This window comes from Enterococcus sp. DIV0174, assembly GCF_050529065.1.
GTDB classification, from domain to species: domain Bacteria; phylum Bacillota; class Bacilli; order Lactobacillales; family Enterococcaceae; genus Enterococcus_B; species Enterococcus_B thailandicus.
In genome coordinates, this window is sequence record NZ_CP172881.1 from 529,630 (window position 1) to 553,322 (window position 23,693).

Consider the following 23,693-nt stretch of genomic DNA (forward strand, 5'->3'; position numbering starts at 1 on the left):
TTTAGCAAGGAGGGAAAAGATGACTATTAATGAAGTAATTCATTCTCCAAAGCATCCATTGTTTAATACCGAGTTAAACGACGGAATTGTGACTACCTCAAACGAATACAGCTACTATCGAAATATCCCTGATGTAAAGGGATTGACCTTTGATGTAAGTAATCAAAAGACATTAGCAAACCTTGATGTTTGCGGGACGATTCAAACGTTGACCTTTTATCGAGAAAATTTACTAACTGAGGAAAAACCAGGTGTTTGGGTCAATAAACAGCTCTCTCAAACCAATTCGTTATCCTTAAAGGTTGAAGTAAACGGGATTGTCTACCATTTGTCAGAATCGGATCATCGTATTGAAGTCGATGTGATTCAAGACTGTTTGCCTAGATATATTCATCATTATTCGACGTTTAAGGTCATTGTAGTATCCTTTGCTCCCATACTGGCTAATAAGCGTTTAAGTATGCTTGTTCAACAGGTTTACATTGTGAATGAAACACACGAAAGCCTTCAAGTTTCAGTGAAAGATGTGCCTTTGTATCAAGAGAAGTATTCGGATCAGCAAAATGTGTTGATTTCTCAAAAAGGAAATAAGGACACGATCGCACAACAGGAAGTGGCAAGCTTCGCCATTGCTTTTGTGGACCCAAATGCTTTTGAAGAAGTAATGACTTTTCAGGAATCTGATATCGAAAAATGGCTGAAGGAAACACTGAACTATTTTGCTCAGCTATTTGGGCAGCTGTCAATGCCAGACGATAGAGTTGTCCATCTCTATCGTCGTGCACTTTATCAAAGCTTTTCTAGTTTCGGTATGAATCGACAGGGACAGGTCGTCGGCAGCAATTGGGGCAGCTATCCTGCTACTAATCGAATTTGGAATAAGGATATGTATTACGCATCATTGCCATTCACCATGTTTGAACCGGAGTTATGTCAAAAAACGGTTCTATGGTTTGATCAATATGGCGTTAAGTTTCCTGGTTCAAAATTTACAGGAGGTATCAATCATTCTCTGAGTAATTCGTTATCCAGTGCGTTACTGGCTAGTCTTTATTTTGAACATACTGGGGATACAAAATTCTTTGAGCGGTATCCGCAGGTTCTACTGAATGCTTCAAGAATTATTGAGGACATATTAGCTCAACGTCGGTCAGGGGAACCAATGCTTTTTCCATCTGTTTGGTTATCAGACGCCTTTGCACTTGGAAAGTATCATACCGGCAGCAATCTTTGTCTTTGGAAGGCCTGTAGTGGACTTGCAGAAATTTTTGAAGTCCTAGAACAACTGAGTCTTAGCAAGCGATACAAAAACATCGCCTGTAAACTAAAGGAATCAATTTGTAAACAAATGACCATAGATGGTACTTTTGGGGAGCAATTTTTGGAGGGGATCGGTGATGAGGAGAAAACAACCTATTCAGTGAAGAACTATCAAAAACCGATTCTTGAGCAAGGGTTAATCTTTTTAAGTGATGTGATTGTGGATGGGAAAATCAATTTATTGATGCATGATGGAGAAGAATCAGACACTACGTTGATGCCTTTTTATCAATTTTTAGATAATAAAGATCCTTTATATCAGAACACCATGACCTTTTCTGCTAGTTCTTTCAATCCAACCTATAGCGAGGAAATCAAAGGCATCACTTGGGGATTAGAATCCGGCGCCACTTTTCCAGGCTTTATCACTGTTTTAATGAGTGATCTGCACAACCATCAAGCCTTCGCAACCCGATTAGAGGAGCTGATTTGTTTGGCAGATTTAGACGGTTCATGGTGGTGGTGGCCGTATCGCTTAGAGGCTAAACAAGGAGAAGTCGTGCGAGACTTTGGCTGCGGCAAATGCGGCTGGGCATCGGGCCTTTTTGTCAGTACAATGATCAGTCAATATTTCGGATTGAAATTCAAAAAAGGAGTATTGCAAATTGATCCTGTTGATAATTTAACGTTTTCTTGGAAAAATTTAAAGTTCGGTCAAGCCTTCATTTCGATTGAATGTACGCAATCCGAGTTGAGTATTTTAAATTTGTCAGAAAAGCCATTGAAAATAAGTGATACGAAAAAAATTCTTCACGTAGAAAAGGGAAAAACGATTCACATTCAAAGGAGAAAAAGATGAGTATACTAAAAAATATTACCCAATTTAAAAAAATCCAGAGTCGAGCAATCACTCCCGAAAATCCAACAGGCGAGAAAGGTAAAGCTGCGATGTTGCCAAGCGGGCTAGGACCAAGCCGCAAAGGTCGTGGCGCAATTCCGCTGACTTCTGGTGAAGAAACTGTGATTGCGGATATTACTGGAACGGGAATAATTCGTCATATGTGGATGACGATTCGTGATCGAACAGAATTTGGCAGTTTTGTTTTACGTGATTTAATCTTAAGAATTTATTGGGATGGGTCGGATAGCCCTGCTGTTGAAAGTCCTTTAGGGGATTTCTTTTGTAATGGGTTTGGAGAGCGTTGCGAGGTGAACTCGTTGCCGATAGTGGTTAATCCTACGGGGGGCTTTAATTCCTATTTCGAAATGCCTTTCCAAACATCCGCTAAAATTACGATCGAGAATTTACATCCGAAGGATATGTCCTCATTTTTTTATACGATAAATTACGCTTTGGTGGACGAATTGGAAGAAAATAGCCTATATTTTCACGCAAATTGGCATCGGGAACGCATTACCAAATTACAGGAGGATTATAAGTTAATTGATCGATTAAAGGGCCAAGGCTATTACGTGGGTACTTACCTTGCGCTTACCTGCCTAGAACGTTATTGGTGGGGCGAAGGCGAGTTTAAATTCTACATTGATGGGGATAGTGAGTATCCGACCGTAACCTCAACAGGTTCAGAAGATTATTTTGGCGGGGCGTGGGCCTTTCATGAGTACGATGAGTTCGGACGTCCACATGCGAAAAACTATTCAACAGCCTTTTTAGGGTATCCTTACCAATCAAATAGAGATGCCACAAGAGATCGTTTTGAAACGGGAAAATTGAATGCCGTTCATGCCTTTGGTGACGACGCAATGCCACGACATGGTCTTTATCGTTGGCATCTTCAAGACCCCATCTGTTTTACCGAAGATTTATCGGTCACTTTACAACAAATCGGCAACGATGATGTTCGCTTATTTGAGCGGCAAGACGATGTTGCTAGTGTCGCTTACTGGTATTCAACAGAAGCTTCAGGAAATACTAAACGTCATTTCACTGATCGAGAACGCTTGCCGCGTTAATGAAGTGTTTTTCACATATTCGAAGGGAGGAACCTATGATGATATATGGGGCAATTGAAGCTGGAGGGACTAAATTTGTCTGTGCAGTCGGTACTGAGGAATTAACGATTTTGGAAAGAGTCAGTTTTCCCACAACAACTCCAGTTGAAACAATGAAGCAGGTCATTGATTTTTTTAAACCTTTTAAGGAACAATTGGCAGGCATCGGGGTCGGCTGCTTTGGTCCAATTGATGTTCAATGCAAATCAACGAGTTTCGGTCATATCACATCAACACCAAAACTTGCTTGGCAAAATTTCAATTTTGTAGGAACGCTAAAGCAACATTTCAATATTCCGATTGAATGGACAACAGATGTTAATGCGGCTTGCTATGGTGAATATGTTGCTGGTTCTGGCAAAGGGTTAGCAAGTGTTGCATATTTCACTGTGGGAACAGGTATAGGAGGTGGTGCCTTGCTCAATGGGACTTTCGTGGAGGGATTCAGTCATCCGGAAATGGGTCATATGTTGATCAAGCGACATCCAAAGGACAATTTTTCAGGAAACTGTCCCTTCCATCAAGATTGTTTAGAGGGGATGGCAGCAGGACCAGCGATTGAAAAACGGTTGGGTGTAAAAGGCCAGAATTTATTGGCTGACGATTCGTTTTGGCAGATTGAAGCCTTTTACCTTGCCCAATGTGCATACAATACAACACTGATGTTTTCGCCAGATAGAATTATTTTTGGCGGTGGTGTAATGAAACAAGAACACATGAAGAAAAAAGTTCAGGATAAATTTGTTGAGCTTATAAATGGATATGTTGAAATACCACCAATTGATAGCTACATTATTACGCCCGAATTAGGTGATAATGCCGGAATAATCGGCGGATTAGCATTGGCCAGAAAAGCAGTAAGAAATAAGCAACCATAATTAATGAATGTTTCATTGATACTCATGTCAAAAGTATTTAACCGAGTAATCAAATGAAGTTGGATAAAGCGAAAATGAATTCAAATAAAAAGGCTCTAAGTCAAATCGTGTTGTTTTCATTAAATCACTGAAAGGAAATGCTTCTGCGTTTCCTTTTTTCTTTTTGTTGTGCGCTGTATACCTTGAGGATATTCACTGGTGGCGTACACTTAAATAGTAATATATTGTGTTACTTTATGTCTGTGGTAATAGTTATAGTTGCTTACCAATGTATGTTCATTTTTCGAAATGTTGACTTCATAATCCTTGGCTTAATGTTTGAATTTTTTTGGTGATAGATTTTTTCAGCCGTATAAAATAAATCGTAATTCTATTATCGAGAGTTGTGATTATAAAAAGATAGCAAGAAAAAAAAAGAAAGTTTCTATACATTTTAAATATTTTATTCCTATTTCTATTGCTAAAAAAGTAGAAATTCTATATTTACCTTTAACTCTCGCTTCTCTTGCAAATGTAGTTAGCTTAGCATTTTAATCGATAATAAACTCAGGTAGTTATATTACCTTGAAATGATTGATAATTTTGTAGTTTCTATTTTTTGCAAGAAATTCTTTCCTTGAAGGGGATAAGTTAGAAAAATATTATTATGGTTTGTTCTTCATTGGGAATCATCACTGTTGTACCTTATTACTTTTCTGTTTTTCTTATTAGAGAAAAATAATTTGAGAAGTAGAAAGCTTTTATTGGATAAAGCAATTATTTATATTTTTGAAACGAAAACTTTTCATTGCAATAATTGCAACAAAGAAATTTCAACGGGGGAAGAGGTTTGGACAAAATGGAAATTTCCGCCAAAAGTAACTGCTCCTCAATTGAAATCAATTAAAGAACTAGAATTTGAGAACGCACCGGTAATTTGTATGACATGTGCTGATGAAATATTTCGAAAACATTTTTGAAGGTTGAAATGTACACAGATTTAGCCAATCATTTATCCCTTTCGGAAAAGGAATAAGAACTAACCAGAGGGATAGGTAGGAAAGCTGGACTGAATGGCTTATTTCGCACTGATTATGGGAATATCAGTCAGTTTGGTTAATTGTTAGGGTTCAAAATACAGAGACAAACTCCAGGTCGGGTTTCGCCACAAGCGAATTACCCGATCTGGAGTTTTGTCTATTGCAGGAAGGCGTAGCCGGACTGCAGGAATAAAGCCCCCGGTTCTAACAGGGGGCTAACAGGGGGCTAACAAAGAACAGGAAACTGTGACAACTACCCATTGGGGAGTGTCCTAGCAGTATTTTCTTTGTCACGTGCTTATCAATCTTGTCACCTTATTTTGATGATGGATACGCTGCGTTTAACAGACGTTCTTTCTCGACTTCCATCACGAATGGCAGATAAAGATATTGTTGTTCTAGTAGATATTGATTGTCCTCTGTGTACTGATAAGAAGCTGTTTCTTTTGAATAGACCAACGGGGCAATTCGCACATCTCCGGTTGATTGATTGATCGAGTATAAAAGAATGGCTTTTTCAACTAGTTTCTTTGGCAAATGTTTCCCAAAATAGGAATAGGATTCTTGATTTGCTAAATAAACGAGTAAGCGATCCACACTAAAGTTTGAGAAGGTAAAGGGCATCATGTGCAGAATATGATTTTGATTATCATGGTGTAAATAGAGTTGCGCTTCTTTACCAAAATTGGTTGAACCAAGGTAAAGCTGCTTTTTCTCATCGATACATTGAAAAGTAAATTGATCTTGTTCAGTTGGTGGAATGAGGTTTGTAATAAAAAATTCAATCATTCGATCCATTTCTTTTTCACTAACAAGACCAGCTCGGTTCAGTTCGTCTACTATCAGTCCTTCAATCTCAGGATCAAGCTTACCTGCCTTCTTTTGAAGCATTTCTAAAATGTATTGATTTTCTTGATCACCATACAAAAGATATTCGTTTGTGACATGACCCACCTCTGCAATTTGGTGAAGGGTTTCGGTTTTTGGAAGGTTAATTCCACGTTCCCAGTTATTGACTGTACTTCGTGGTAAATCACCAATTAGTTTGCCAAATTTCTCCATACTCAACTTTAACTCTTGGCGAATCTGCCGAATTCGATTGCCCACTGCTTGCTTGTCTATCTCCATGAAAACTCCTCCTCAGGATGAATTCTTAAATTTATTATACGTGTGTACTTAAAAAAAGTCAAAATGTATTGACTTAAAATAAATACAGACGTACAATCGATTTGTACTTAAAATAAGTCTGTGGGTTCTTTGACAATTTAATAGCAGAAGGAGGTTTTTCTATGAATCAAGTGAATCAACATGATCTCGGGGAATCGATTCGAGTTTCTCGAGAAGAAAGGGGGTGGACCCAGCGATATTTAGCAGAAAAAGTAGGGATTTCGAGATCGTTATTATCAAAGGTAGAAAAAGGAACGAGACAATTAAGTGAAGAAAAATTGAATCTTATACTGGATAGTTTGCAAGAAGAGCTAGTTCCAGTTAATCGTGTTTTGATTGATTATCTAACCATTCACTTTTTCTCGAATCAATATTTAAAACTGATTGAGGCAATCATTGGCATGCCCATTGAACGCTTTGAGGAACTGGATTATGCGCCAAAGGGCTATATTGGCCAATACGTATGGAATCAAGTAATCACAATTCGGTATTCCATTGACGATACGGTAAAAGGAACCGTGATGGAGTTTTCAGGTCAAGGCTGTAAACATCTTGCCATGCGTTTGAAGACCGCAAAATCAAACTGGCAAGAGTTCTTCCGTAAGATATTAGCTTATCAGGGAAACTTTACACGGATTGATTTTACTTTAGATGATTTTGTGGGGAGTCTCAGCATTCCAGAACTTAAGCGTAAGGTAACGCTAGGCCATGTGTGGACCACTTTTCAAGTGAGTGAATCCCATGGCGGGACGGATATCACAAATAATGAATCAAATGGCGAGACCTTGTATTTAGGCTCAAAGAAGAGTCAATGTCGCTTTTGTTTTTATCAGAAGGATTATGAACAACGAAAGCGACGAGGAATTCCTTTAGAAGAGGCAGAAGTGAAAAATCGCTTTGAACTACGGTATCGAAAAGAGAAAGCGCAAAGCTTAGCAAAGATTATTTCAAGAACCCATGATTTAACCAAACTGTTCTTTGAGTTACTTAATGGAGCAATTTGTTTTTATGACCGTGATCCAAATGATCCAGGGGCAAAGGTTGATAAAAAATGGGCAGCCTTTATTGGCAATCATGGCGCAATCACCATTTCTTTAGAGACAATTCCTCAAAGCTTTGAGAAAAGTATGAATTGGTTAATTCATGGTGTTTCGCCATCGCTAGCTTTTATTGCACAAGTGGATCAAACGTTTCATTCTTCCTTGTTGTCTTTGATTATTGAACAAGGAGAAATGAATCCAAGACAGATTAAACTTCTCCAAAATATGAAGGCAGACCCAGAATATTATCAGGAGGAGGTTGAGTATTATGAACGAAAACTACAAAGTATATCAAATGAGAAAACAAGCTACTAAAAAAGCAAAGTACTGCTTACACAACAAGTTGTGCAACGTACTCCGCCTCGACAAGACGAGTATAACACAACCATTGAATGAGAAACAATTGATTATAAAGAGGATTAATTTAAAAGGAGTAAAGTATCAGGGGGTGAGAGATTGGAAACAAAATGTGATTTCATGGTAAATCGTGCAATTTTGATAGAAATGGGCTTTAAACCTAGTCAAGCTGCACGAATGATTAAAGAGAGCAAAACGTATCTTGCACGGGTTGAAGGAATAGATTTTTATAATAATCGCCAAGTTGGTGTGGTGCCATCTCGAGTAATTGAACATCTTTTTCACATTCAAGTTGCGGAATAAACAGTACAAGCGCGGTACTATTAAAGTAGCTTTTCTCAAGCACAGGGAGGAATGGTACGATGCCAAAAATTAAAAATATTTACCAAGATAAAAAGACAAAAAAATGGTTCTTCCGAGCATATCTGGGCATAGATGAAGATGGAAGAAAGGTTCAGAAGACTAAACGAGGTTATGCTTCACAAAAAGATGCCAAAATTGCTTATGACAAGTATATGGAAACACATGATTTCAACAAGACAGTTCCTAATCAACTGTGTTCTACCAATCAAATGACTTTCGAAGAGTTTTACAAGGATAGGTTTGTAAAATGGTACGAGAGACAGGTGAAGAGTCAAACATATGAGAATGCGCAATTCATATTCGAAAAGCGAATGCAGTTTTTCTATCATTTTCGTGTTCGAGATATTACAAGTCACGATATTGAGGATTGGTTATTTGAACTAAGCCAGACAGAGTCACGCAATTCGCGGAAAAAAGTCAATGGCGAAACGTTATCAAAATCTTATATCAATCGGATTCGGGGACACTTAAAAATTGTATTGGATCGGGCTGTTAAAGAGGGGGTGATTGCTAAAAATCCCGTTGATGATGTTTCTTCACTTCCTTCTGATAATAAGAAAGTTGAGTTTTGGGAACACAGTGAGTTTCTAAAAGTGATGAATGAATTGAAGGACGATAAGATTCAAACCCACCATCGGAAGATTGTGTATGAAATGCTCTTTTATACTGGCATTCGGATTGGAGAACTTGAAGCTTTGTCTTGGTCGAATGTAGATTTCGAAAAAAACACGATAACGATTGAGAAGACACTAATTTATAATACAAAAGATGATTGGTACTTCTCGACTCCAAAAACGAAATGTGCTTATCGAACGATTGGGATGGGAAAGAAACTTTCATTAAAGCTCAGACAGTGGTATGACTTGCAAAAACGTATTGGAAATTTTGAATATGTTGCTCAGTTGGACGGAACATTTACGCCACCTTATTCTTTCGCAAACTGGTTAAAAGAGGCTGCCAAAAAAGCGGGTGTCAAACCGATTAAACTTCACGCGCTACGACATTCTCATGTTGCATTTCTAATTGAGCAGAATATTCAACCGCTATCTATTCAAGAACGATTGGGCCATGCGAATATTCAAATTACTTTAGGAACTTACGGTCACTTATATGCGAAGTCAGATCAACAAGTGGTAAATGCGATTGATAATGTTCAAGAGGGCGCTATTCTTTCGAAAAATGACGATTTATTGCCAGTCTGAGTTTTCCACTACGCTACCAGAAGACATATAAATACTTTCGTACCAGTGTTTTTGGTTGAGTTGCTCCTGTTGAAGATGTACCGCAAATGATGACAAAACTCAGTAAAACTGGCGAAAACTCAAGGCTCAAAAGCCTTTGTTTACGTGCTTTTAAAAGCTCAGTTTTCCAATTTTCTACCAAAAGCGTCTTTTTAGGCGCTTTTTTGTGTTATTTTATTTTTTCTATCACAGTTTTCTACCAGAGAAAAGTGGCTAAAAAGGCTATGATGTAGGGGATAGTTCGATAAATAAAAAAACAATAATCAAAGTTGAATTGATTCTCTCTGAAAAGATTGTAGCAAATATCGTTACAGCTTTTTTATGTATCAGTTGGCGGGGAACCTTAAGACAGAAATACAGACTTAATAAACAGAACTAAAGTCTCTAAATTTTTAGCTTTAGTTCTTCTCTGGCATCCAATTGCTTAGTTCAACTCAAAATGCAGTATATTTTAGTACCTTTCAGCTCATTAGTTTTGTTGATTTTAACAGAATTTATTTCCACTCGGACATTCATTATCTTCTTTTAATTCATTTTTGTTGTTTCAAAGCTTTTATACGTACTTAGTAACTAGCGTAACTGTTTAAATTCACAGTAATCGATCCTATTTTACTATTCACTTTCAATGATTAATCCACAAAAATTATTGGTGTAGTATTGTAAATAAGTTCAAATTTCCTTAAGTCAACTTTGAAGCGTTTAGATAGGCTATGAGAACCTATTATTTTTAATCCTTCAAAATACTCTATTAACTCATTTACTCGTCCAGATTCTTCCGTTAAATGTTTAAAAAGTAATTTATAAAAATTACAGTAAACTTCTGTATCGCCAAAAAATAGAAGTTTGTGACGAACGTCAGTCATCTTCTCTAAATATTTTTTTGCTAAAGTAGTTTCTTTACGTTCGAGCATTAATAAAAAGGCATTGTTATACATACCAATCAATATGGAATGAAAAATCTCATAATCTTTATGTTTTTCTATTTTTTTTTCAACGCCTGATAATCTACCGTTTATGTAATTTGTTTCAAAAATAAATAAAAGCGTAGTAAAGGTTGCCATTTCAAATCTGCCCCACTCATCAACAACTTCCAAATATTTTTTTAACTCGGATAAATATTTTTTGTCAGAATTATTTAGTTTTCTTTCACTATCTGCTAGTTGATACCAATCAATCGTCTTAACAACTAAGTAATTTCTGATATCTACAATATTGTTTGTCTTTCTAACTTTTTCTCGAAGTGTTCGTAATGTACGTTGGGAATTTGGTTTATCTTCTCTGATTTTCTTTATTAATTTCTTTAAACGCCAATTCTTTTCTCTTACGCTATCTTTGTCTAAATAAAAAACAAATTCATCTAAGCTTAGATTCATTCTTTCCAATAATTCAATTAAAACAAAAAATGGAATCTTTGTTTTGCCATTTTCATATTTTACAAACGTTTCTCTAGTCGTTATTCCTTCTGATAGCTCTTTTTGATAAATTCCTCTTTCTACCCGAAGTTTTCTTAGTAGCTCATGAATTTCCATAGACTCTCCGTTATTTTATTTTTTATGATGTGAAAATTTTGACCATAATTTAAATTCTTTTTTCTTAGTTACTATAATAGAATAGCACATGTGAAGAACAAAACAATGAGGTGATAAAAATATGTTTAGTTTTTTAGTGCGACCATTCAAAGAGTAGTTTATTGGTGTTTGTTATTTTTTAAAAAGGGTAAGGAGAATTTTTTTGATAAATAAATAGTAAAGAAAATCCATTATCGCAAATTAGCCTTATAATGGTTTGCGTGCTTGGCTTATTTCCGATTACATATTTAATCAATCGCTTTAATAGCTATTCTAATATTGTCCAAATCACGTTATTAACAATTTTTATTGTTAGTGGCTTTATCATAACAAATCATATATTTAATACTAAATGGGAGAAAGAACGACTATGAAAAAAACAATTCTTGACATCTTTAAATATAGTGGTATTTCATTTTTTGCAACATTTTTAATTCTAGTTGCTTTGATAATTCCAAATGGAGTAAATAGTTTTTTAAACGGAACAAGTTTTCAGGTACCATTGAACATGTTAACCATAGCGGGAGTCGCAAACGGCTCTGAAAATTCATTAGAAATACATTTCACACAAATCTTTTTTTGGCAAATATTACTTTTATATACTTGTTTAACTTTCATAATTTTTGGAATAGTTTATGCTAAAAAAAATAAAAAAGCCCTTTATTTGGTAATATCATTGTTAGCAATGGGGACACTTGTGTTAGGCTCGGCTCAATTATCAAGACTTCAACAAGAACCTCTAAAGACAACTACAGTTCAAGATATAGACTCTATCATCAATAGTAAGGGAAATAGTATTATTTACGTTGGCAGAGAAAATTGTCCAGATTGTATACTATACAGACCTAAGTTGATTTCTTATTTGGAAAAAGAAAAATTAGAAATTAATTACCTAGATACTACTGGCAATAAAAACGATGTTGATGATTTCAGAAAATATTATAATAAATTAGGTGTTGAAAGTATTCCTGCGGTTATTTTTATAAAAAATGGTGAAATAGAGCAAATCTTGTATGGAGATAAGGAAGCTAAAAATATAGAACATACCATAAAATTTTTTGAAACCTCGTGAATTTATTGTCACAGTAGCGATGAAATGTAGGTAAACATACGGCGAAAAAGGTTAGTCTATTACCAGTTTGGGTTTATCAATTTTCTACCATAGAAAAAATATTGATATGTTGGGAAAGATAGTCGAGTCTATAAAGTAAACCGTCGATATAAATAACCAGATAGGTGTTAGAATTAGGAACACTAAATTTAACGAGGTAGAGAAAAAAAGATTAAAGTAGTTTTCACGTATAAAACAGCTAAAGAGAATTTACCTGAATTAATGGGTGAGCTTGCTGAATCTGCAAGCAATCCTAAATTTGTATCGAACGTGACAAACGAAAAAATTGATATGTTTAAAAGGATAGTTGGAGATGATGTTTATATTGTTTTAGATATTTATTATCATTCAAGAGAAGATTATGAAATAAGAACAGATTTTGAATGTATTATGGTGGAATGGAACGATATTTGGTTTTCTCCGAATAATAAACATGAAGAAGTTCGCGTGGGAGTATTTGATGTTCTTTGAGACGAGTGTATGTAGTTGAACAGCGACGATGGAGAGGTTTATACTTTTAATCATTACTTTTTAATTTGGACTAAGTGTGCTTAATTATGAACTCGATTTCTTTAGGATAAAAACATTAATAATGTTGTATATAGTTAGTTGCGTTAATAGATTTTAATGTAAAAAAACTACATTATTATTCTTGAACTAAAATTTTATGTTAATAAAAAAGAATCAAAAATACTGTACAATAAATTTAAGTATCAATAAAAACAAACTAGAACAGTTTTTAACAGATGGATGAAGTTAATACTTGAGTGGAGGTGCTAGTTCTGAAGAAAATAAATAGCAAAACAACTATTTTAGTTAGCCTTGTGAATTTTTTATTAGCAATCTATTGGTTAGTTTTTCATTTCAATAACATGCATCTAGTAGATGTTTTTATCATTGGCTGGCTTATAGTAAATTTTATTTTACTTTTCAGTAGTGCTGTCAAAAAATAATAAAAATTTGGACATTAGATGTTCTACCAAAAGCGTCTTTTTAGGCGTTTTTTTCTTTTTTTTCCACAATAAAAATGGGTTCTAACATAAATTTTTCGAAGCATTTGCAATGGAAGTTTAAAAAATGAATTGTGATACAATGTGGATAAAATAAAATGGGATGGGAGAGAGTCAGATGAAAAAAGAAGAAAAAATTTCCATTTTGCAAGACCTTATTCGTATTAAATCAGTGAATGGCAATGAAGCTGAGGTAGCATCCTATTTGAAAAAACTTTTGGCTGAGCATGGAATGAAAAGCGAGATAGTTTCTTATGCTAAAGGACGAGATAATTTAGTTGCTACTTACCAAAGTGGCAATGCAGGAAAAGTTCTAGGTTTATCAGGACATATGGATGTTGTTTCTGTAGGTGATGAAGCTGCTTGGACTTATCCACCCTTTGAAGCAAAAATTGAAGGAAATCGTTTATATGGTCGTGGAGCAACAGATATGAAGAGTGGACTTGCAGCAATGGTTCTTGCGATGATCGAGTTAAAGGAAACTGGAAAACCATTTAATGGAAAAATCAAATTATTAGCTACGGTGGGTGAAGAAGTAGGGGAACTAGGTAGTGAACAATTAACCAAAGCAGGCTATGTCGACGACTTGAATGGATTGATTATTGGTGAACCAACCAATTACAATTTGCTGTATACTCATATGGGTTCAATCAATTATACTGTCGCATCTTATGGTAAAGAAGCACATAGTTCTATGCCACAAGAAGGATATAATGCAATTGATCACTTGAATGAATTCATGACAAAAGTTAATGCAGAGATGAAGTGCATTGCAGAAATAGTTGAAAATCCTGTTTTAGGTCGGACGATTCATAACGTAACAATTATTAACGGAGGGAATCAGGTTAACAGCATCCCTAGTTATGCACAGCTACAAGGAAATATTCGTTCGATTCCAGAATTTTCAAATGATAAAGTCATTGAAACGTTGCAAAAGATTGTCGATGTCTTGAACCAAGGGAATGAATATCAACTTAAATTAACAATTGATTTCAATAAAATTCCGGTAAAAGCGAATCCCAAGTCTTCTTTGATCTATAGTATTCAAAAACAGTTTGAAGAGCCATTACCATTATTTGGAGCTGCCGGAACAACTGATGCAGCTGAGTTTACCAAAGCAAGACAGCCATTTGATTTTGTTGTATTTGGGCCAGGAGTACCAACCTTGCCACATCAAGTGAATGAGTATGTTGAAATTGATAATTATTTAGCGATGATTGATAGCTACCAATCAATTATTCTTGATTATTTAGCATAACATCATTATTTTTTTGTGAAGTGTGCTTTGAATTTTTACGTTGTAGAAATTTTCTAGCAGTTTGTAAAGGCTTAGAGGCTGGTTAGTGAATGACTAACGAGCCTTTTTTGTGGCGCTCAGTTCAATTTTTTTCTTGTTAATAAATAGCTGATGTTGACACTCATTAATTTCATTAAAATCGTGATACTCTTGATGTAAAAATAAATATCATTCAATTAGACAGCGTACATATAAAATGAGAAACCTATCAAAGCATGTAGAGGTGAGTGATAGTAAACGGCAAACAATTGATTTAATACGGTAGCTAGAGAGACTGTATCTTTTTTATTTCTTAGGAGCGCTGTTTTTGCAATGCTACTTGATCTGTTGAGTTAGCTATTTTTTTGCATAGGGAGGATGTTTACTTTTTCTTAAACAAATCCAAAAAAAAGACAAGGTTTCAATCATAATTTCTTCACAATTAAGTTCTATTATAAATACATACCAACAAACAACCCTATACTTTTTCATTTTTACTCCTCAAGTAAAAATAACTCCTAAGGCCGCGGCTACCCACCGCGGTCGTTTTTTTGCTATTTTGCTAGAAAACTGGTTTCATAATGAGAGTGGTTAAAAAAACGTTGACAGCGTTTTCTTTATTTGCTATATTGGGCGTATAAATAAAGAGGGTGCAACTATTAAATTAGGCACGACCTAGGAAAAGTACTTTTCTTAGGTCGTTTTTTGTTGTTTTAATAGTAGATCACATAAAATTATTCTTTAGAGAGGATCCGTGCAGCAATGAAAGTTGTAAAAAAAATCAATCATAATGTGGTGCTAATTGATGATGAAGGAATAGAGAAAGTTGCGATGGGAAAAGGAATAGGTTTTTCTACTTCTGTCAATGAACTATTTGATCCGACTGTTGCAGATAAATTTTTTACTTTAGATTCTAAAGAAAAAACGAAGGTGTTTACGGAAATGGCTGCTCAGATTCCAATCGAATTTATTGAGTTTTCTGAAGAGGTGATTCAATTTATTTCAAAAAATATCTCATCTCAGCTGGATTCAAATATTTATATCGCGTTGACAGATCATATTTATTTTGCAATCCAAAGACAAAAGGAAGATAGTCAAGTAACAGCTATTATGTTGCCTGAGATGAAGTTGCTTTATCCTGATGAATATGAAACAGCAAAAGAAGTCGTTGCTCTTATCAATCAACGGTATGGGACACAATTAGGTGCTAATGAAGTTGGGTTTATTACAATGCATATTATCAATGCGGAATTAGGTGAGCCCAATAGTTTTAATAGCCTGAAAATATTGGAAATGACCAAAGAAATCAGCTTGGCATTGGAAGAAATTTATGGCTATCGCTTTGATACAGACTCCTTGATCTATTCCCGGATGATGATCCATATCAAATTTTTGGCAAAACGGTTAGTTTATCAAGAAGATTCTTCAAGTAAAAATATTGGTTTTTTTAGTAATGCTTTTAAGGAAAGCGAGCCATATCGAGTCGCTTTTGCAATCAAAAAAATGATTGAAGAAAAGTTTCATTTAAACGTTCAAGAAAATGAAGTGACTTATCTCGCAATCCATTTAGCAAGAATTCAATAATTAGGGCGTAACTATCAGGTAGGCGTAACCTTTTGAAACACAAAATTTTTTGTGGTCATGAGGTTGCGTCTATTTTTAGTGAAAAAGAAAGGAAGGAAGAAATGGGAAAAGTAATAATTAATTCAGATGATTTTGGTTATAGCAATGGCGTAAATTATGGAATTGTTGATGCTCATCAGCAAGGGATTCTAACTTCAACAACTTTAATGGCAAATATGCCAGGATTTGATCACGCAGTAAAGTTGAAAAAAGAATTACCAGATTTAGGGGTTGGCGTTCATTTAACGTTGACATGTGGAGAACCACTTTTGAAAAATGTAGATAGTTTGATGGATGGAGCAAACTTCAAAAAATTAGCTTTTTATCAACGGCCTTTTGAAATAGATGGTGACCAGTTATATGAGGAATGGAATGCACAAATTCAAAAGGTTTATCACGCTGGAATCATTCCGACTCATTTAGATAGTCATCATCATACGCATACTTTTGGAATGAATCAGGAAGTTGTTGTGGCATTAGCAAAAAAATATGGGTTACCTGTTCGTGGAAACTTTGAAAAAAGAGCAGAAGTTCGGCACGTTGATTATTTTGAACCACATTTTGATGATGTTGGAGAAATGATTGTAGAAAAACGTCAGATTAATTGTTCAGTAGAAGAGTATTTAGAAGGACTACTAGAAATTTTACGTGAAGAAAAAACTGTTGAAATCATGTGTCACACAGCTTATATTGACCAGTTGCTGTTAAATGGATCAAGTTTTATTTATCCACGAGTCAATCAAGTTGAATTTTTGATTCACTCAGCTTTTGCGAAACAAGTGAAAGAAGATGAATTGATTGAACAAATCACGTACAAAGAATTATAGATAAGGGGGAGAAAAAGTTGCAAAATTTTAAAGAAAGCGTACAAAAACTTGGTAGAGCAATGCTGTTACCGGTCGCTGCAATGCCGTTAGCTGGATTGATTATGCGTCTCTCTGCTGACGATATGTTAAATATCCCAGTGATTGGGGCTGCCGGAAATGCTGTGTTTGGAAATTTGGATATTCTATTCGCAATTGGGGTAACGATTGGATTTGCGAAGACGAAAGACAAAGGGATTCCAGCACTTACAGGTTTTTTGGCAATTGCAACGTTGAAAAAAGGATTGGAAATCATGAATCCGGCAGTCAACATGGGGATATTTGGAGGGATTATTTCTGGTTTGATTGCGGCTTGGACGTATAACCGGTTTAAAGAGCAACGCTTACCAATGGTGTTTTCTTATTTTGCTGGTGAAAAATTTCCATTGACGATGGTTATGATTTTTCAGACGATCACTGCAGTTATTTTTGGCATTTTATGGCCATTTGCACAAGCGGGGATCGACAGTTTTGCTCGATTATTGGTCAATATGGGTGCTTTTGGTGTCGGAATTTTCATGTTCTTGAATCGTCTACTGATTCCTTTTGGACTGCACCACGTGCTTAATACGTATGTCTATTATGATCTAGGTAGTTATACTGCGCCCAATGGCGAGGTTTTTCGAGGAGAAATGACCCGTTTTATCAATGGTGACCCACAAGCAGGCTTGTTTTTATCTGGATTTTTTGTGGTTATGATGTTTGGGGTACCAGCGATTTGTTTAGCTATTTATCGAGCTGCGTTTAAAGAAAATAAAAAGATGGTGAAAGGGATCATGGGGAGTGGAGCAGCTACTTCTTTTATCTCGAATATCACAGAACCAGTAGAATTTAGTTTTATGTTTATTTCACCAATGCTATACGTTGTTCATGCGGTATTTGCTGGTTTGGCTGGAATGGTTTGCTACTTGTTGAATATTAGGATTGGTTTTACATTTGGTGCTTGTATCGTAGACTATCTAATCAATTTTAAGATTGCGACGAATGCGATTTTGATTCTTCCAGTTGGCCTCGTATTTTTTGGATTATACTATTTTACTTTTTATTATTTAATCAAGAAACGGGACATTCCAACTTTAGGAAGAGAAGTGGCAACGGAATATGGCGCTGAGGCAGTAACTGAGGAAAATGAGTTGGTTTTAGCAAGTAAAAATTATGAATACATGGCAAAAAAAATGTTGCAAGCTTTTGGTGGTTCCGAAAATATTTCTGATGCGTTTAGTTGTAACACACGTTTAAGAGTTGAAGTGGAAAAACCAGAAATTGTTGATGAACAACGTATCAAACAGTTGGGCATCAGTGGCTTGATAAAACCAACAGAAAAAAATTATCAAGTCATTATTGGGTTAGAGGTTACGTATGTAATGGCGGAATTCAATAAATTATTAGAGCAATAGAAAGGAAGAAAAATATGACAAAAAAACAAATTATTACAATTGCTGGTGGAGGTAGCACTTATACACCAGGAATCATTCAAGCAGTATTAAATAATTCAGAACGCTTACCACTCTCAGAAATTCGGTTGTATGACATTGATGCACAAAGAAATGAGGACATGTACTTGATTATTCAGTATATGTTGGAGAAAGAAGGTTTTTCAGATGTCGTAATCTCATCAACAGAAGATCCAGAAGTAGCTTTTACTGGTTGCGACTTCATTTTCTCGCAAATTCGAGTTGGTGGTCTGAAAATGCGTGAAAAAGATGAAAAAATTCCTTTGAGTCATGGTTTGGTTGGTCAAGAAACTTGTGGTTTGGGTGGCTTTGCTTACGGGATGCGTTCAATGAGCGGGCTCTTGGAAATCGTAGGATATGTACAGAAATATGCACCTGAAGCATGGATTTTGAATTATACGAATCCTGAATCAATTGTTTCGGAGGCTGTTCGTCGACGCTATCCAAAAGCGAAAATGATTAATGCTTGTGATATGACAATCTCAATTGAGGAAACAATTGCGATCAACTATGGGTATGATCGTAAAAACTGGATTCCGACATATTATGGATTAAACCATTTTGGTTGGTACACAGCTATTTATGACAAGAAATTGAAGCGTGATGTTATGCCTGAAATCATCAAAAAGCTGAACGGTCAGGAAATGCAGGTTGCAGACTTTAATGCTGGAGATCAAACATGGCAAGAAGCATTTAGTATGATGTCTGTAATTACAAAGAACTTTCCACAAAATATTCCGAATAATTATTTAGAGTATTATTTATATCCGGATATGGTTATTGAGCATTCTGACAAAAACTATACTCGTGCTAATATGGTGATGGAAGGGCGAGAAAAAAATACCAAAGAAATGGCGAAAAAAATTCGGAATGGTGTGACCAAAGATGTTTTAAACTTTAACTTTGGTGAACATGGTCAATATATCGTTGACATGGCAACCTCTTTACTAAACGATGAGCGCCGACGTTTTATGTTGATTGTTCCGAATCAAGGTGCTATTCCTAATTTACGCCCGGACGCCGTGGTAGAAGTTCCTGCTTATGTCGGAGCAACAGGTGTGGAACCCATTTCCTTGAGAGAACCAATTTGTGATTTTCATAAAGGTATGATGGAAGCACAAGTAGCAGCAGAAAAACTATTAGTTGACGCTTATTTTGAAGGTTCATATCAAAAAGCATTACAGGCATTTACACTAAATCAAACAGTTCCTAATGCCAGAGTTGCGAAAAAAGTTTTGGATGAAATGATTGAAGCGAACAAAGAATACTGGCCAGAATTAGTTTAGGAGATGAAAGAATGCTTTTTTTTAAAACGAAGAAGATGTTGAAGTCTGTTGCGAACGGCTATGTTATCCGATTAGAAGAGGTTGATGATGAAGTTTTCTCTTCAAAAATGATGGGTGAAGGCTATGCCATAAAACAACATGATGGTAAGGTTTACGCACCGGTTGAAGGACGCGTGGAGAGTATTTTTCCAACGCTTCATGCACTCACGATTGCATGTAAAACGGGTGAGAAATTATTGATCCATATGGGAATAGATACTGTGGAATTAAAAGGTAAACCTTTTTCAATTCAAGTAACCAAAGACCAGAAAGTAAAGGCTGGAACATTGTTGGCTATTATCGATCTTCCACAATTAGAAAAAGCACAAAAAGAGGCTACACTTATGGTTGTTTTTCCGGGAATGACTAAGGGGAAAATTTTGAAAGAAAAACAAAAAGTTTCCTTACAAGATGAGTTGTTCCAATTTTAGAGCAAAAAGAATATCATTTATTTTTATCTCATCCGAAGTAAGAAGCATCGTGCACTGTAAGGAATTGATCCAACAAACTGAGACAAATTAAAAAAGCACCTCTTGTTGAATTCAAATAAAATGAATTTAACTAGGAGGTGTTTTTTTTGGGGGGAATCGAGTAGCTTATCTGATTTCACCTCAAAGAAACGGATATACAGATGAAACAAAATGAAATTCCTGTAAAAATGATAATGGGAGAATTAGGTATTAAGAACAAAACACAAATAGAAACGTGGCAACGGTGGCTTACTTTTGTTTTTTTAGGAATGTATTTTTATAAAAAAGTGGTATTTAAAAATATTGCAGAGTTAGAGGTATTAGAATATTTAAAAAAATCTGTCGTTATTGAATCAAGTGATCCATTTTAAAGATGGAAATAATTATTTAGTATTAAGAATGAGAATTTTATATAAACTATCGAAATTATTCAGCAAAGAGATATGCTATAATTAAGAGGTAGAAAAGTGAAAAGATGGTGGCTAATCTCTTGAAAAAGGGGTGATGCCTATGGTTCATAGCTTTATCCCTAGAAGGGAGTAGGCACGTGTCAAGTTTTGAAGCAATTCAACTGATGATCGCTTTCGCGACGTTAGTTTTGCTGATTATTGACCATAAAGACCAAAAAAAATAACCATCTAATAACACTTTGGCGAGTAGTTAGATGGTTAAAAAATCAAAACAATAAAAGCCACCGTCTTTTTAACGGTTCTACATTGGAGCTATGTTAGAGCATAGTTCCTTTTTCTTATCTTTAGTATATCATAATTCTTTTGAAAAATACAAATACTAGATTGCTAGTAGAAAAAAGGTCCGCTAGTATGTTTAATGATTATTTAGAAAAATGGTTGAAAGAACCTAGATTTAAAGTGATGTTTGAAGCTGAAAATGATAAATTGACTAGTGTACTTGATTCTCAAAAAGAATGGACAAAGACTCTGATTTAAGAGAACAGGGTCGAGTAGACACTGATTATTATATTAGGAAAAATGATAACAATATCATTAGTGATAAAGAATTTGAGAAATTGCTAAAAGATGATAGTAATAATTTTGAATTGATTTATGAAGTAAAATAATCAAAGACTAGTTAGCGTATGGAAGTGCAACTACTTTTTGATACAAAATAAAAAGAGCAACTCAATTTGATGGAACTGACCCAACAAACTGAGACAAATTAAAAAAGCACCTCTCGTTGAATTCAAATAAAATGAATTTAACTAGGAGGTGCTTTTTGGGAGAAAAATCGAGTCGCTTATCCGATTCACATCAAAGAAATGGTTATACAGATGAAACAAAATAAAATTCCTGTAAAAATGATAAGGAAGAATTAGGTATTAAGAACAAAACACAAATAGAGACATGGTGGCGGTGGTATCCTAACGATGAGAATCACCGACTGGTCCAATTGGGGCCACAACCTAATTCGCGGTGTTCCCAAAGCAACTCCTCAATATAGCTTGAAGTCACTTCAAAATATGAAGAGCTATCTTAAGTGACTGCTTGCTATCATGTCGGAGCTGAACGCTTAGCGCCACAACCTTATTCCTCAATCATCATTGCCTTAATACCAAAACCTGCCAAAATTCGAGCAGAAGTATACGTATTCAACCCTTTTCTAAAAGTAAGAAAGACTTGTCGATCTTTAGGAATTTCATCAATTCGATCACGCAATTCGTTCATCGGAATATTTTTGGTTGCTTCGATACTACCAGATTTTGGCTTATCTGTTTCGCGGATATCTAAGAAGAAACCATTTTTTAATTCTTCTTGGGTTAATTCACTTGCTTTGATTGTTTCCACTGTATTATTCAGTTGATTGATTGCAACGTAACCAGCGATATTCAATGGATCTCTAGTAGTTGAATAAGGTGGAGAGTAGGGCAACTCAAGATCTGGTAAATCAAAGACAGTTAAGTTTCCTGTAATGGCAACAGATAATTCCCCAATTCGTTTATCGACACCATGTTCACCAACTGCCTGCCCACCCAAAATTTTACCAGTTTCTTCTTCAAAAATCAGTTTGAGATTTAGTCGAGTAGCACCTGGATAAAAATTAGCATGATCAAAAGGTGTAATGAAAATTGTTCTATAGTTAGTGATACCTGCGTCTTTTAATTGGTGTTCAGTAAGACCAACATAACTTGCAGTATAGTTAAAAATTTTTGCTACACCTGCACCAATATATCCACGATACGTAAATGGCGCACCATTTACGATATCTGCTAGTAGATGGCCTTGCCGATTTGCCGCACTTGACAACATGCTTGGTGTTGGCTGATGCGTAATAACACTAGTTGTTTCGATAATATCACCAATGGCAAAGATATCAGGAAGATTTGTTTTTAATTGATTATCAACGATAATTTGGCCATGCTCATTCATTGAAATACCAGCAGACTGAATGATTTCATTATTTGGTGCTACACCAGTGGCAAATAAAATCATGTCGGGATGCAGAAGATCTCCATCTGATAAGTGGACTTCGCTTCCTTGTTGTCGAATTTCATTGATGTGCGTATTTAAATGAACCGTTAAGCCTTGTTCAATTAGTTTATCATAGACTAAATCGGCAATCTCATGATCGTAAGGAAAAGCAACTTGATCTAGCTGGTCGACTAAAGTCACTTCCATACCGCGATGCTTAAAGTTTTCAGCTAGTTCCAATCCCATGACTCCAGCACCTAAAACTAAAACATTTTTCGGAGCATTGTTTTGAATGAAGGATTGGATTTTGTCGGCGTCAGTCACACTACGCAAAACAAAACCATTTTCGGCTTGGTCTGCACCAGGGATTGACGGTAAAGTAGGACGAGCCCCCGCAGAAATAATTAGATAATCATAATTTGTTTGGCTGACTTGGCCAGTTGTTAAGTCATGGATGGTCAACTCTTTTTTATCTGGGTCAATCTTTGTGACTTCGTGTTTTGTAAAGACATCAATATTGTTTTTAACTTTTAAAATTTCAGGTGTCCGCTCGATCAATGAATCACGATCATCAATTACTTGTCCGAGATAATAAGGAAGTGCACAACTAGCATAGGAAATGTGTTCACCTCGTTCATAAATCACAATTTCATGTTCTTCATTTAATCGGCGTAAGCGAGTCGCAAAGGAAGGACCGCCAGCAACGCCACCAATGACTACAAATTTCATAAAAACAACTCCTTTTCTAATTTGAATAGTACTATTTTATTTGTAATCCAGCAAAGAATTGTGCCGGAAGCAAAGCAAGTAATGGAAATGAGCAAAAAGAAAAAAGCATGTGAGACGAAAAAAAGTCGCTACATGCTTTTTTGACAAGTAAATAATTGTTTTATTTTGTGGTGAAGATTTTTAATTTTTTTGTCAGCTTAATGTTGTGTGTCACAACTTTAGCTATAGTGTTCCCAAAGCAATTCCTCGAAATAATTCATAACTGTTCGAAAATATGAAAAGCTATTTTGAGTGCCCGCTGACTATCTTTTCGGAGCTAAACGTTTTGCGCCACAACCTTATTCACGGTGTTCCCAAAACAATTCCTCGATATAGTTTGCATTCACTTCAAAATATGAAAAGCTATTTTGAGTGCCTGTTCGCTATCTTTTCGGAGCTAAACGTTTTGCGCCACAACCTTATTCACGGTGTTCCCAAAACAATTCCTCGATATAGTTTGC

The 23,693-nt window shown here is 35.5% G+C and carries 20 protein-coding genes and 1 pseudogene; 18 read left to right on the forward strand and 3 right to left on the reverse strand.

Annotated elements, in window-relative coordinates:
• Window positions 1-19: 19 nt before the first annotated feature.
• The 5 genes and pseudogenes from IGJ93_RS02570 to IGJ93_RS02590 all read left to right on the forward strand — a co-directional run bounded on the left by IGJ93_RS02570 (window position 20) and on the right by IGJ93_RS02590 (window position 4,705).
• A complete protein-coding gene (locus IGJ93_RS02570) occupies window positions 20-2,119 on the forward strand; it encodes a hypothetical protein (protein ID WP_002295016.1) in 2,100 nt (699 codons plus the stop codon).
• The gene (locus IGJ93_RS02575; protein ID WP_002295018.1) at window positions 2,116-3,234 is read left to right on the forward strand and encodes a glycoside hydrolase family 172 protein; all 1,119 of its coding nucleotides are present in this window, start codon (window positions 2,116-2,118) and stop codon (window positions 3,232-3,234) included. The genes IGJ93_RS02570 and IGJ93_RS02575 overlap by 4 nt, the downstream gene beginning before the upstream one ends.
• A 38-nt stretch (window positions 3,235-3,272) precedes the next feature.
• Window positions 3,273-4,151, forward strand: coding sequence for an ROK family protein (locus IGJ93_RS02580; RefSeq protein ID WP_025477583.1), 879 nt, complete (start codon window positions 3,273-3,275; stop codon window positions 4,149-4,151).
• Between the two features lie 137 nt (window positions 4,152-4,288).
• Window positions 4,289-4,486 carry an accessory gene regulator B family protein gene (locus IGJ93_RS02585; RefSeq protein ID WP_071868827.1) on the forward strand — a complete coding sequence of 66 codons (198 nt, stop codon included), beginning with the start codon at window positions 4,289-4,291 and terminating at the stop codon, window positions 4,484-4,486.
• A pseudogene (locus tag IGJ93_RS02590) lies at window positions 4,470-4,705 on the forward strand (hypothetical protein). Before IGJ93_RS02585 ends, IGJ93_RS02590 begins: the two are co-directional and overlap by 17 nt.
• A gap of 780 nt (window positions 4,706-5,485) precedes the next feature.
• Here the strand turns inward: IGJ93_RS02590 and IGJ93_RS02595 are convergent.
• The gene (locus IGJ93_RS02595; protein ID WP_002295024.1) at window positions 5,486-6,298 is read right to left on the reverse strand and encodes a helix-turn-helix domain-containing protein; all 813 of its coding nucleotides are present in this window, start codon (window positions 6,296-6,298) and stop codon (window positions 5,486-5,488) included.
• Between the two features lie 161 nt (window positions 6,299-6,459).
• Between IGJ93_RS02595 and IGJ93_RS02600 the strand changes: the two genes are divergently transcribed.
• From IGJ93_RS02600 to IGJ93_RS02610, 3 genes are all read left to right on the forward strand, one after another.
• Complete coding sequence (locus IGJ93_RS02600; protein ID WP_285701040.1) at window positions 6,460-7,692, forward strand: replication initiation factor domain-containing protein; 1,233 nt, start codon at window positions 6,460-6,462, stop codon at window positions 7,690-7,692.
• Window positions 7,693-7,833: 141 nt separating this feature from the next.
• The gene (locus IGJ93_RS02605; protein ID WP_002295027.1) at window positions 7,834-8,037 is read left to right on the forward strand and encodes a DUF3173 domain-containing protein; all 204 of its coding nucleotides are present in this window, start codon (window positions 7,834-7,836) and stop codon (window positions 8,035-8,037) included.
• Window positions 8,038-8,096: 59 nt separating this feature from the next.
• Window positions 8,097-9,299 (forward strand): site-specific integrase, encoded by a 1,203-nt coding sequence (locus IGJ93_RS02610; RefSeq protein ID WP_002295028.1) that lies wholly within the window; start codon window positions 8,097-8,099, stop codon window positions 9,297-9,299.
• A gap of 668 nt (window positions 9,300-9,967) precedes the next feature.
• On the opposite strand, the gene IGJ93_RS02615 is transcribed toward IGJ93_RS02610, so the two are convergent.
• Window positions 9,968-10,867: a helix-turn-helix domain-containing protein gene (locus IGJ93_RS02615; RefSeq protein WP_086270610.1), complete on the reverse strand. Its 900-nt coding sequence runs from the start codon at window positions 10,865-10,867 to the stop codon at window positions 9,968-9,970.
• A gap of 409 nt (window positions 10,868-11,276) precedes the next feature.
• Here IGJ93_RS02615 and IGJ93_RS02620 point away from each other — a divergent pair, with 409 nt between their 5' ends.
• The 10 genes from IGJ93_RS02620 to IGJ93_RS02665 all read left to right on the forward strand — a co-directional run bounded on the left by IGJ93_RS02620 (window position 11,277) and on the right by IGJ93_RS02665 (window position 20,672).
• The gene (locus IGJ93_RS02620) at window positions 11,277-11,978 is read left to right on the forward strand and encodes a thioredoxin family protein (protein ID WP_270492767.1); all 702 of its coding nucleotides are present in this window, start codon (window positions 11,277-11,279) and stop codon (window positions 11,976-11,978) included.
• Window positions 11,979-12,239: 261 nt separating this feature from the next.
• Window positions 12,240-12,488, forward strand: coding sequence for a hypothetical protein (locus IGJ93_RS02625; RefSeq protein WP_075491847.1), 249 nt, complete (start codon window positions 12,240-12,242; stop codon window positions 12,486-12,488).
• A 657-nt stretch (window positions 12,489-13,145) separates the two neighbouring features.
• On the forward strand, window positions 13,146-14,285 hold the full coding sequence (locus IGJ93_RS02630) for an ArgE/DapE family deacylase (RefSeq protein WP_270345990.1): 1,140 nt from the start codon (window positions 13,146-13,148) through the stop codon (window positions 14,283-14,285).
• A 780-nt stretch (window positions 14,286-15,065) separates the two neighbouring features.
• Window positions 15,066-15,887 carry a PRD domain-containing protein gene (locus tag IGJ93_RS02635; protein ID WP_075492136.1) on the forward strand — a complete coding sequence of 274 codons (822 nt, stop codon included), beginning with the start codon at window positions 15,066-15,068 and terminating at the stop codon, window positions 15,885-15,887.
• A 101-nt stretch (window positions 15,888-15,988) separates the two neighbouring features.
• Window positions 15,989-16,753: a carbohydrate deacetylase gene (locus tag IGJ93_RS02640; RefSeq protein WP_071868640.1), complete on the forward strand. Its 765-nt coding sequence runs from the start codon at window positions 15,989-15,991 to the stop codon at window positions 16,751-16,753.
• Window positions 16,754-16,812: 59 nt separating this feature from the next.
• A complete protein-coding gene (locus IGJ93_RS02645; protein ID WP_231885377.1) occupies window positions 16,813-18,186 on the forward strand; it encodes a PTS transporter subunit EIIC in 1,374 nt (457 codons plus the stop codon).
• Window positions 18,187-18,200: 14 nt separating this feature from the next.
• Window positions 18,201-19,529 (forward strand): maltose-6'-phosphate glucosidase, encoded by a 1,329-nt coding sequence (locus IGJ93_RS02650; protein WP_071868641.1) that lies wholly within the window; start codon window positions 18,201-18,203, stop codon window positions 19,527-19,529.
• An 11-nt stretch (window positions 19,530-19,540) separates the two neighbouring features.
• Window positions 19,541-19,999, forward strand: coding sequence for a PTS sugar transporter subunit IIA (locus IGJ93_RS02655; RefSeq protein WP_311797916.1), 459 nt, complete (start codon window positions 19,541-19,543; stop codon window positions 19,997-19,999).
• Between the two features lie 200 nt (window positions 20,000-20,199).
• Window positions 20,200-20,409 (forward strand): hypothetical protein, encoded by a 210-nt coding sequence (locus tag IGJ93_RS02660; protein WP_311797917.1) that lies wholly within the window; start codon window positions 20,200-20,202, stop codon window positions 20,407-20,409.
• A 176-nt stretch (window positions 20,410-20,585) separates the two neighbouring features.
• On the forward strand, window positions 20,586-20,672 hold the full coding sequence (locus IGJ93_RS02665; RefSeq protein ID WP_353879443.1) for a putative holin-like toxin: 87 nt from the start codon (window positions 20,586-20,588) through the stop codon (window positions 20,670-20,672).
• 907 nt (window positions 20,673-21,579) lie between these two features.
• Here the strand turns inward: IGJ93_RS02665 and IGJ93_RS02670 are convergent.
• The gene (locus tag IGJ93_RS02670; protein ID WP_075492158.1) at window positions 21,580-23,193 is read right to left on the reverse strand and encodes an FAD-dependent oxidoreductase; all 1,614 of its coding nucleotides are present in this window, start codon (window positions 23,191-23,193) and stop codon (window positions 21,580-21,582) included.
• Window positions 23,194-23,693: the final 500 nt, after the last annotated feature.

Coding starts and splice junctions, on each gene's coding strand:
- IGJ93_RS02570 (WP_002295016.1), top strand. CDS start 20: ATGACTATTAATGAAGTAATTCATTCTCCAAAGCATCCATTGTTTAAT.
- IGJ93_RS02575 (WP_002295018.1), top strand. CDS start 2,116: ATGAGTATACTAAAAAATATTACCCAATTTAAAAAAATCCAGAGTCGA.
- IGJ93_RS02580 (WP_025477583.1), top strand. CDS start 3,273: ATGATATATGGGGCAATTGAAGCTGGAGGGACTAAATTTGTCTGTGCA.
- IGJ93_RS02585 (WP_071868827.1), top strand. CDS start 4,289: ATGCTTCTGCGTTTCCTTTTTTCTTTTTGTTGTGCGCTGTATACCTTG.
- IGJ93_RS02595 (WP_002295024.1), bottom strand. CDS start 6,298: ATGGAGATAGACAAGCAAGCAGTGGGCAATCGAATTCGGCAGATTCGC.
- IGJ93_RS02600 (WP_285701040.1), top strand. CDS start 6,460: ATGAATCAAGTGAATCAACATGATCTCGGGGAATCGATTCGAGTTTCT.
- IGJ93_RS02610 (WP_002295028.1), top strand. CDS start 8,097: ATGCCAAAAATTAAAAATATTTACCAAGATAAAAAGACAAAAAAATGG.
- IGJ93_RS02615 (WP_086270610.1), bottom strand. CDS start 10,867: ATGGAAATTCATGAGCTACTAAGAAAACTTCGGGTAGAAAGAGGAATT.
- IGJ93_RS02620 (WP_270492767.1), top strand. CDS start 11,277: ATGAAAAAAACAATTCTTGACATCTTTAAATATAGTGGTATTTCATTT.
- IGJ93_RS02625 (WP_075491847.1), top strand. CDS start 12,240: ATGGGTGAGCTTGCTGAATCTGCAAGCAATCCTAAATTTGTATCGAAC.
- IGJ93_RS02630 (WP_270345990.1), top strand. CDS start 13,146: ATGAAAAAAGAAGAAAAAATTTCCATTTTGCAAGACCTTATTCGTATT.
- IGJ93_RS02635 (WP_075492136.1), top strand. CDS start 15,066: ATGAAAGTTGTAAAAAAAATCAATCATAATGTGGTGCTAATTGATGAT.
- IGJ93_RS02640 (WP_071868640.1), top strand. CDS start 15,989: ATGGGAAAAGTAATAATTAATTCAGATGATTTTGGTTATAGCAATGGC.
- IGJ93_RS02645 (WP_231885377.1), top strand. CDS start 16,813: ATGCTGTTACCGGTCGCTGCAATGCCGTTAGCTGGATTGATTATGCGT.
- IGJ93_RS02650 (WP_071868641.1), top strand. CDS start 18,201: ATGACAAAAAAACAAATTATTACAATTGCTGGTGGAGGTAGCACTTAT.
- IGJ93_RS02655 (WP_311797916.1), top strand. CDS start 19,541: ATGCTTTTTTTTAAAACGAAGAAGATGTTGAAGTCTGTTGCGAACGGC.
- IGJ93_RS02660 (WP_311797917.1), top strand. CDS start 20,200: ATGAAACAAAATGAAATTCCTGTAAAAATGATAATGGGAGAATTAGGT.
- IGJ93_RS02670 (WP_075492158.1), bottom strand. CDS start 23,193: ATGAAATTTGTAGTCATTGGTGGCGTTGCTGGCGGTCCTTCCTTTGCG.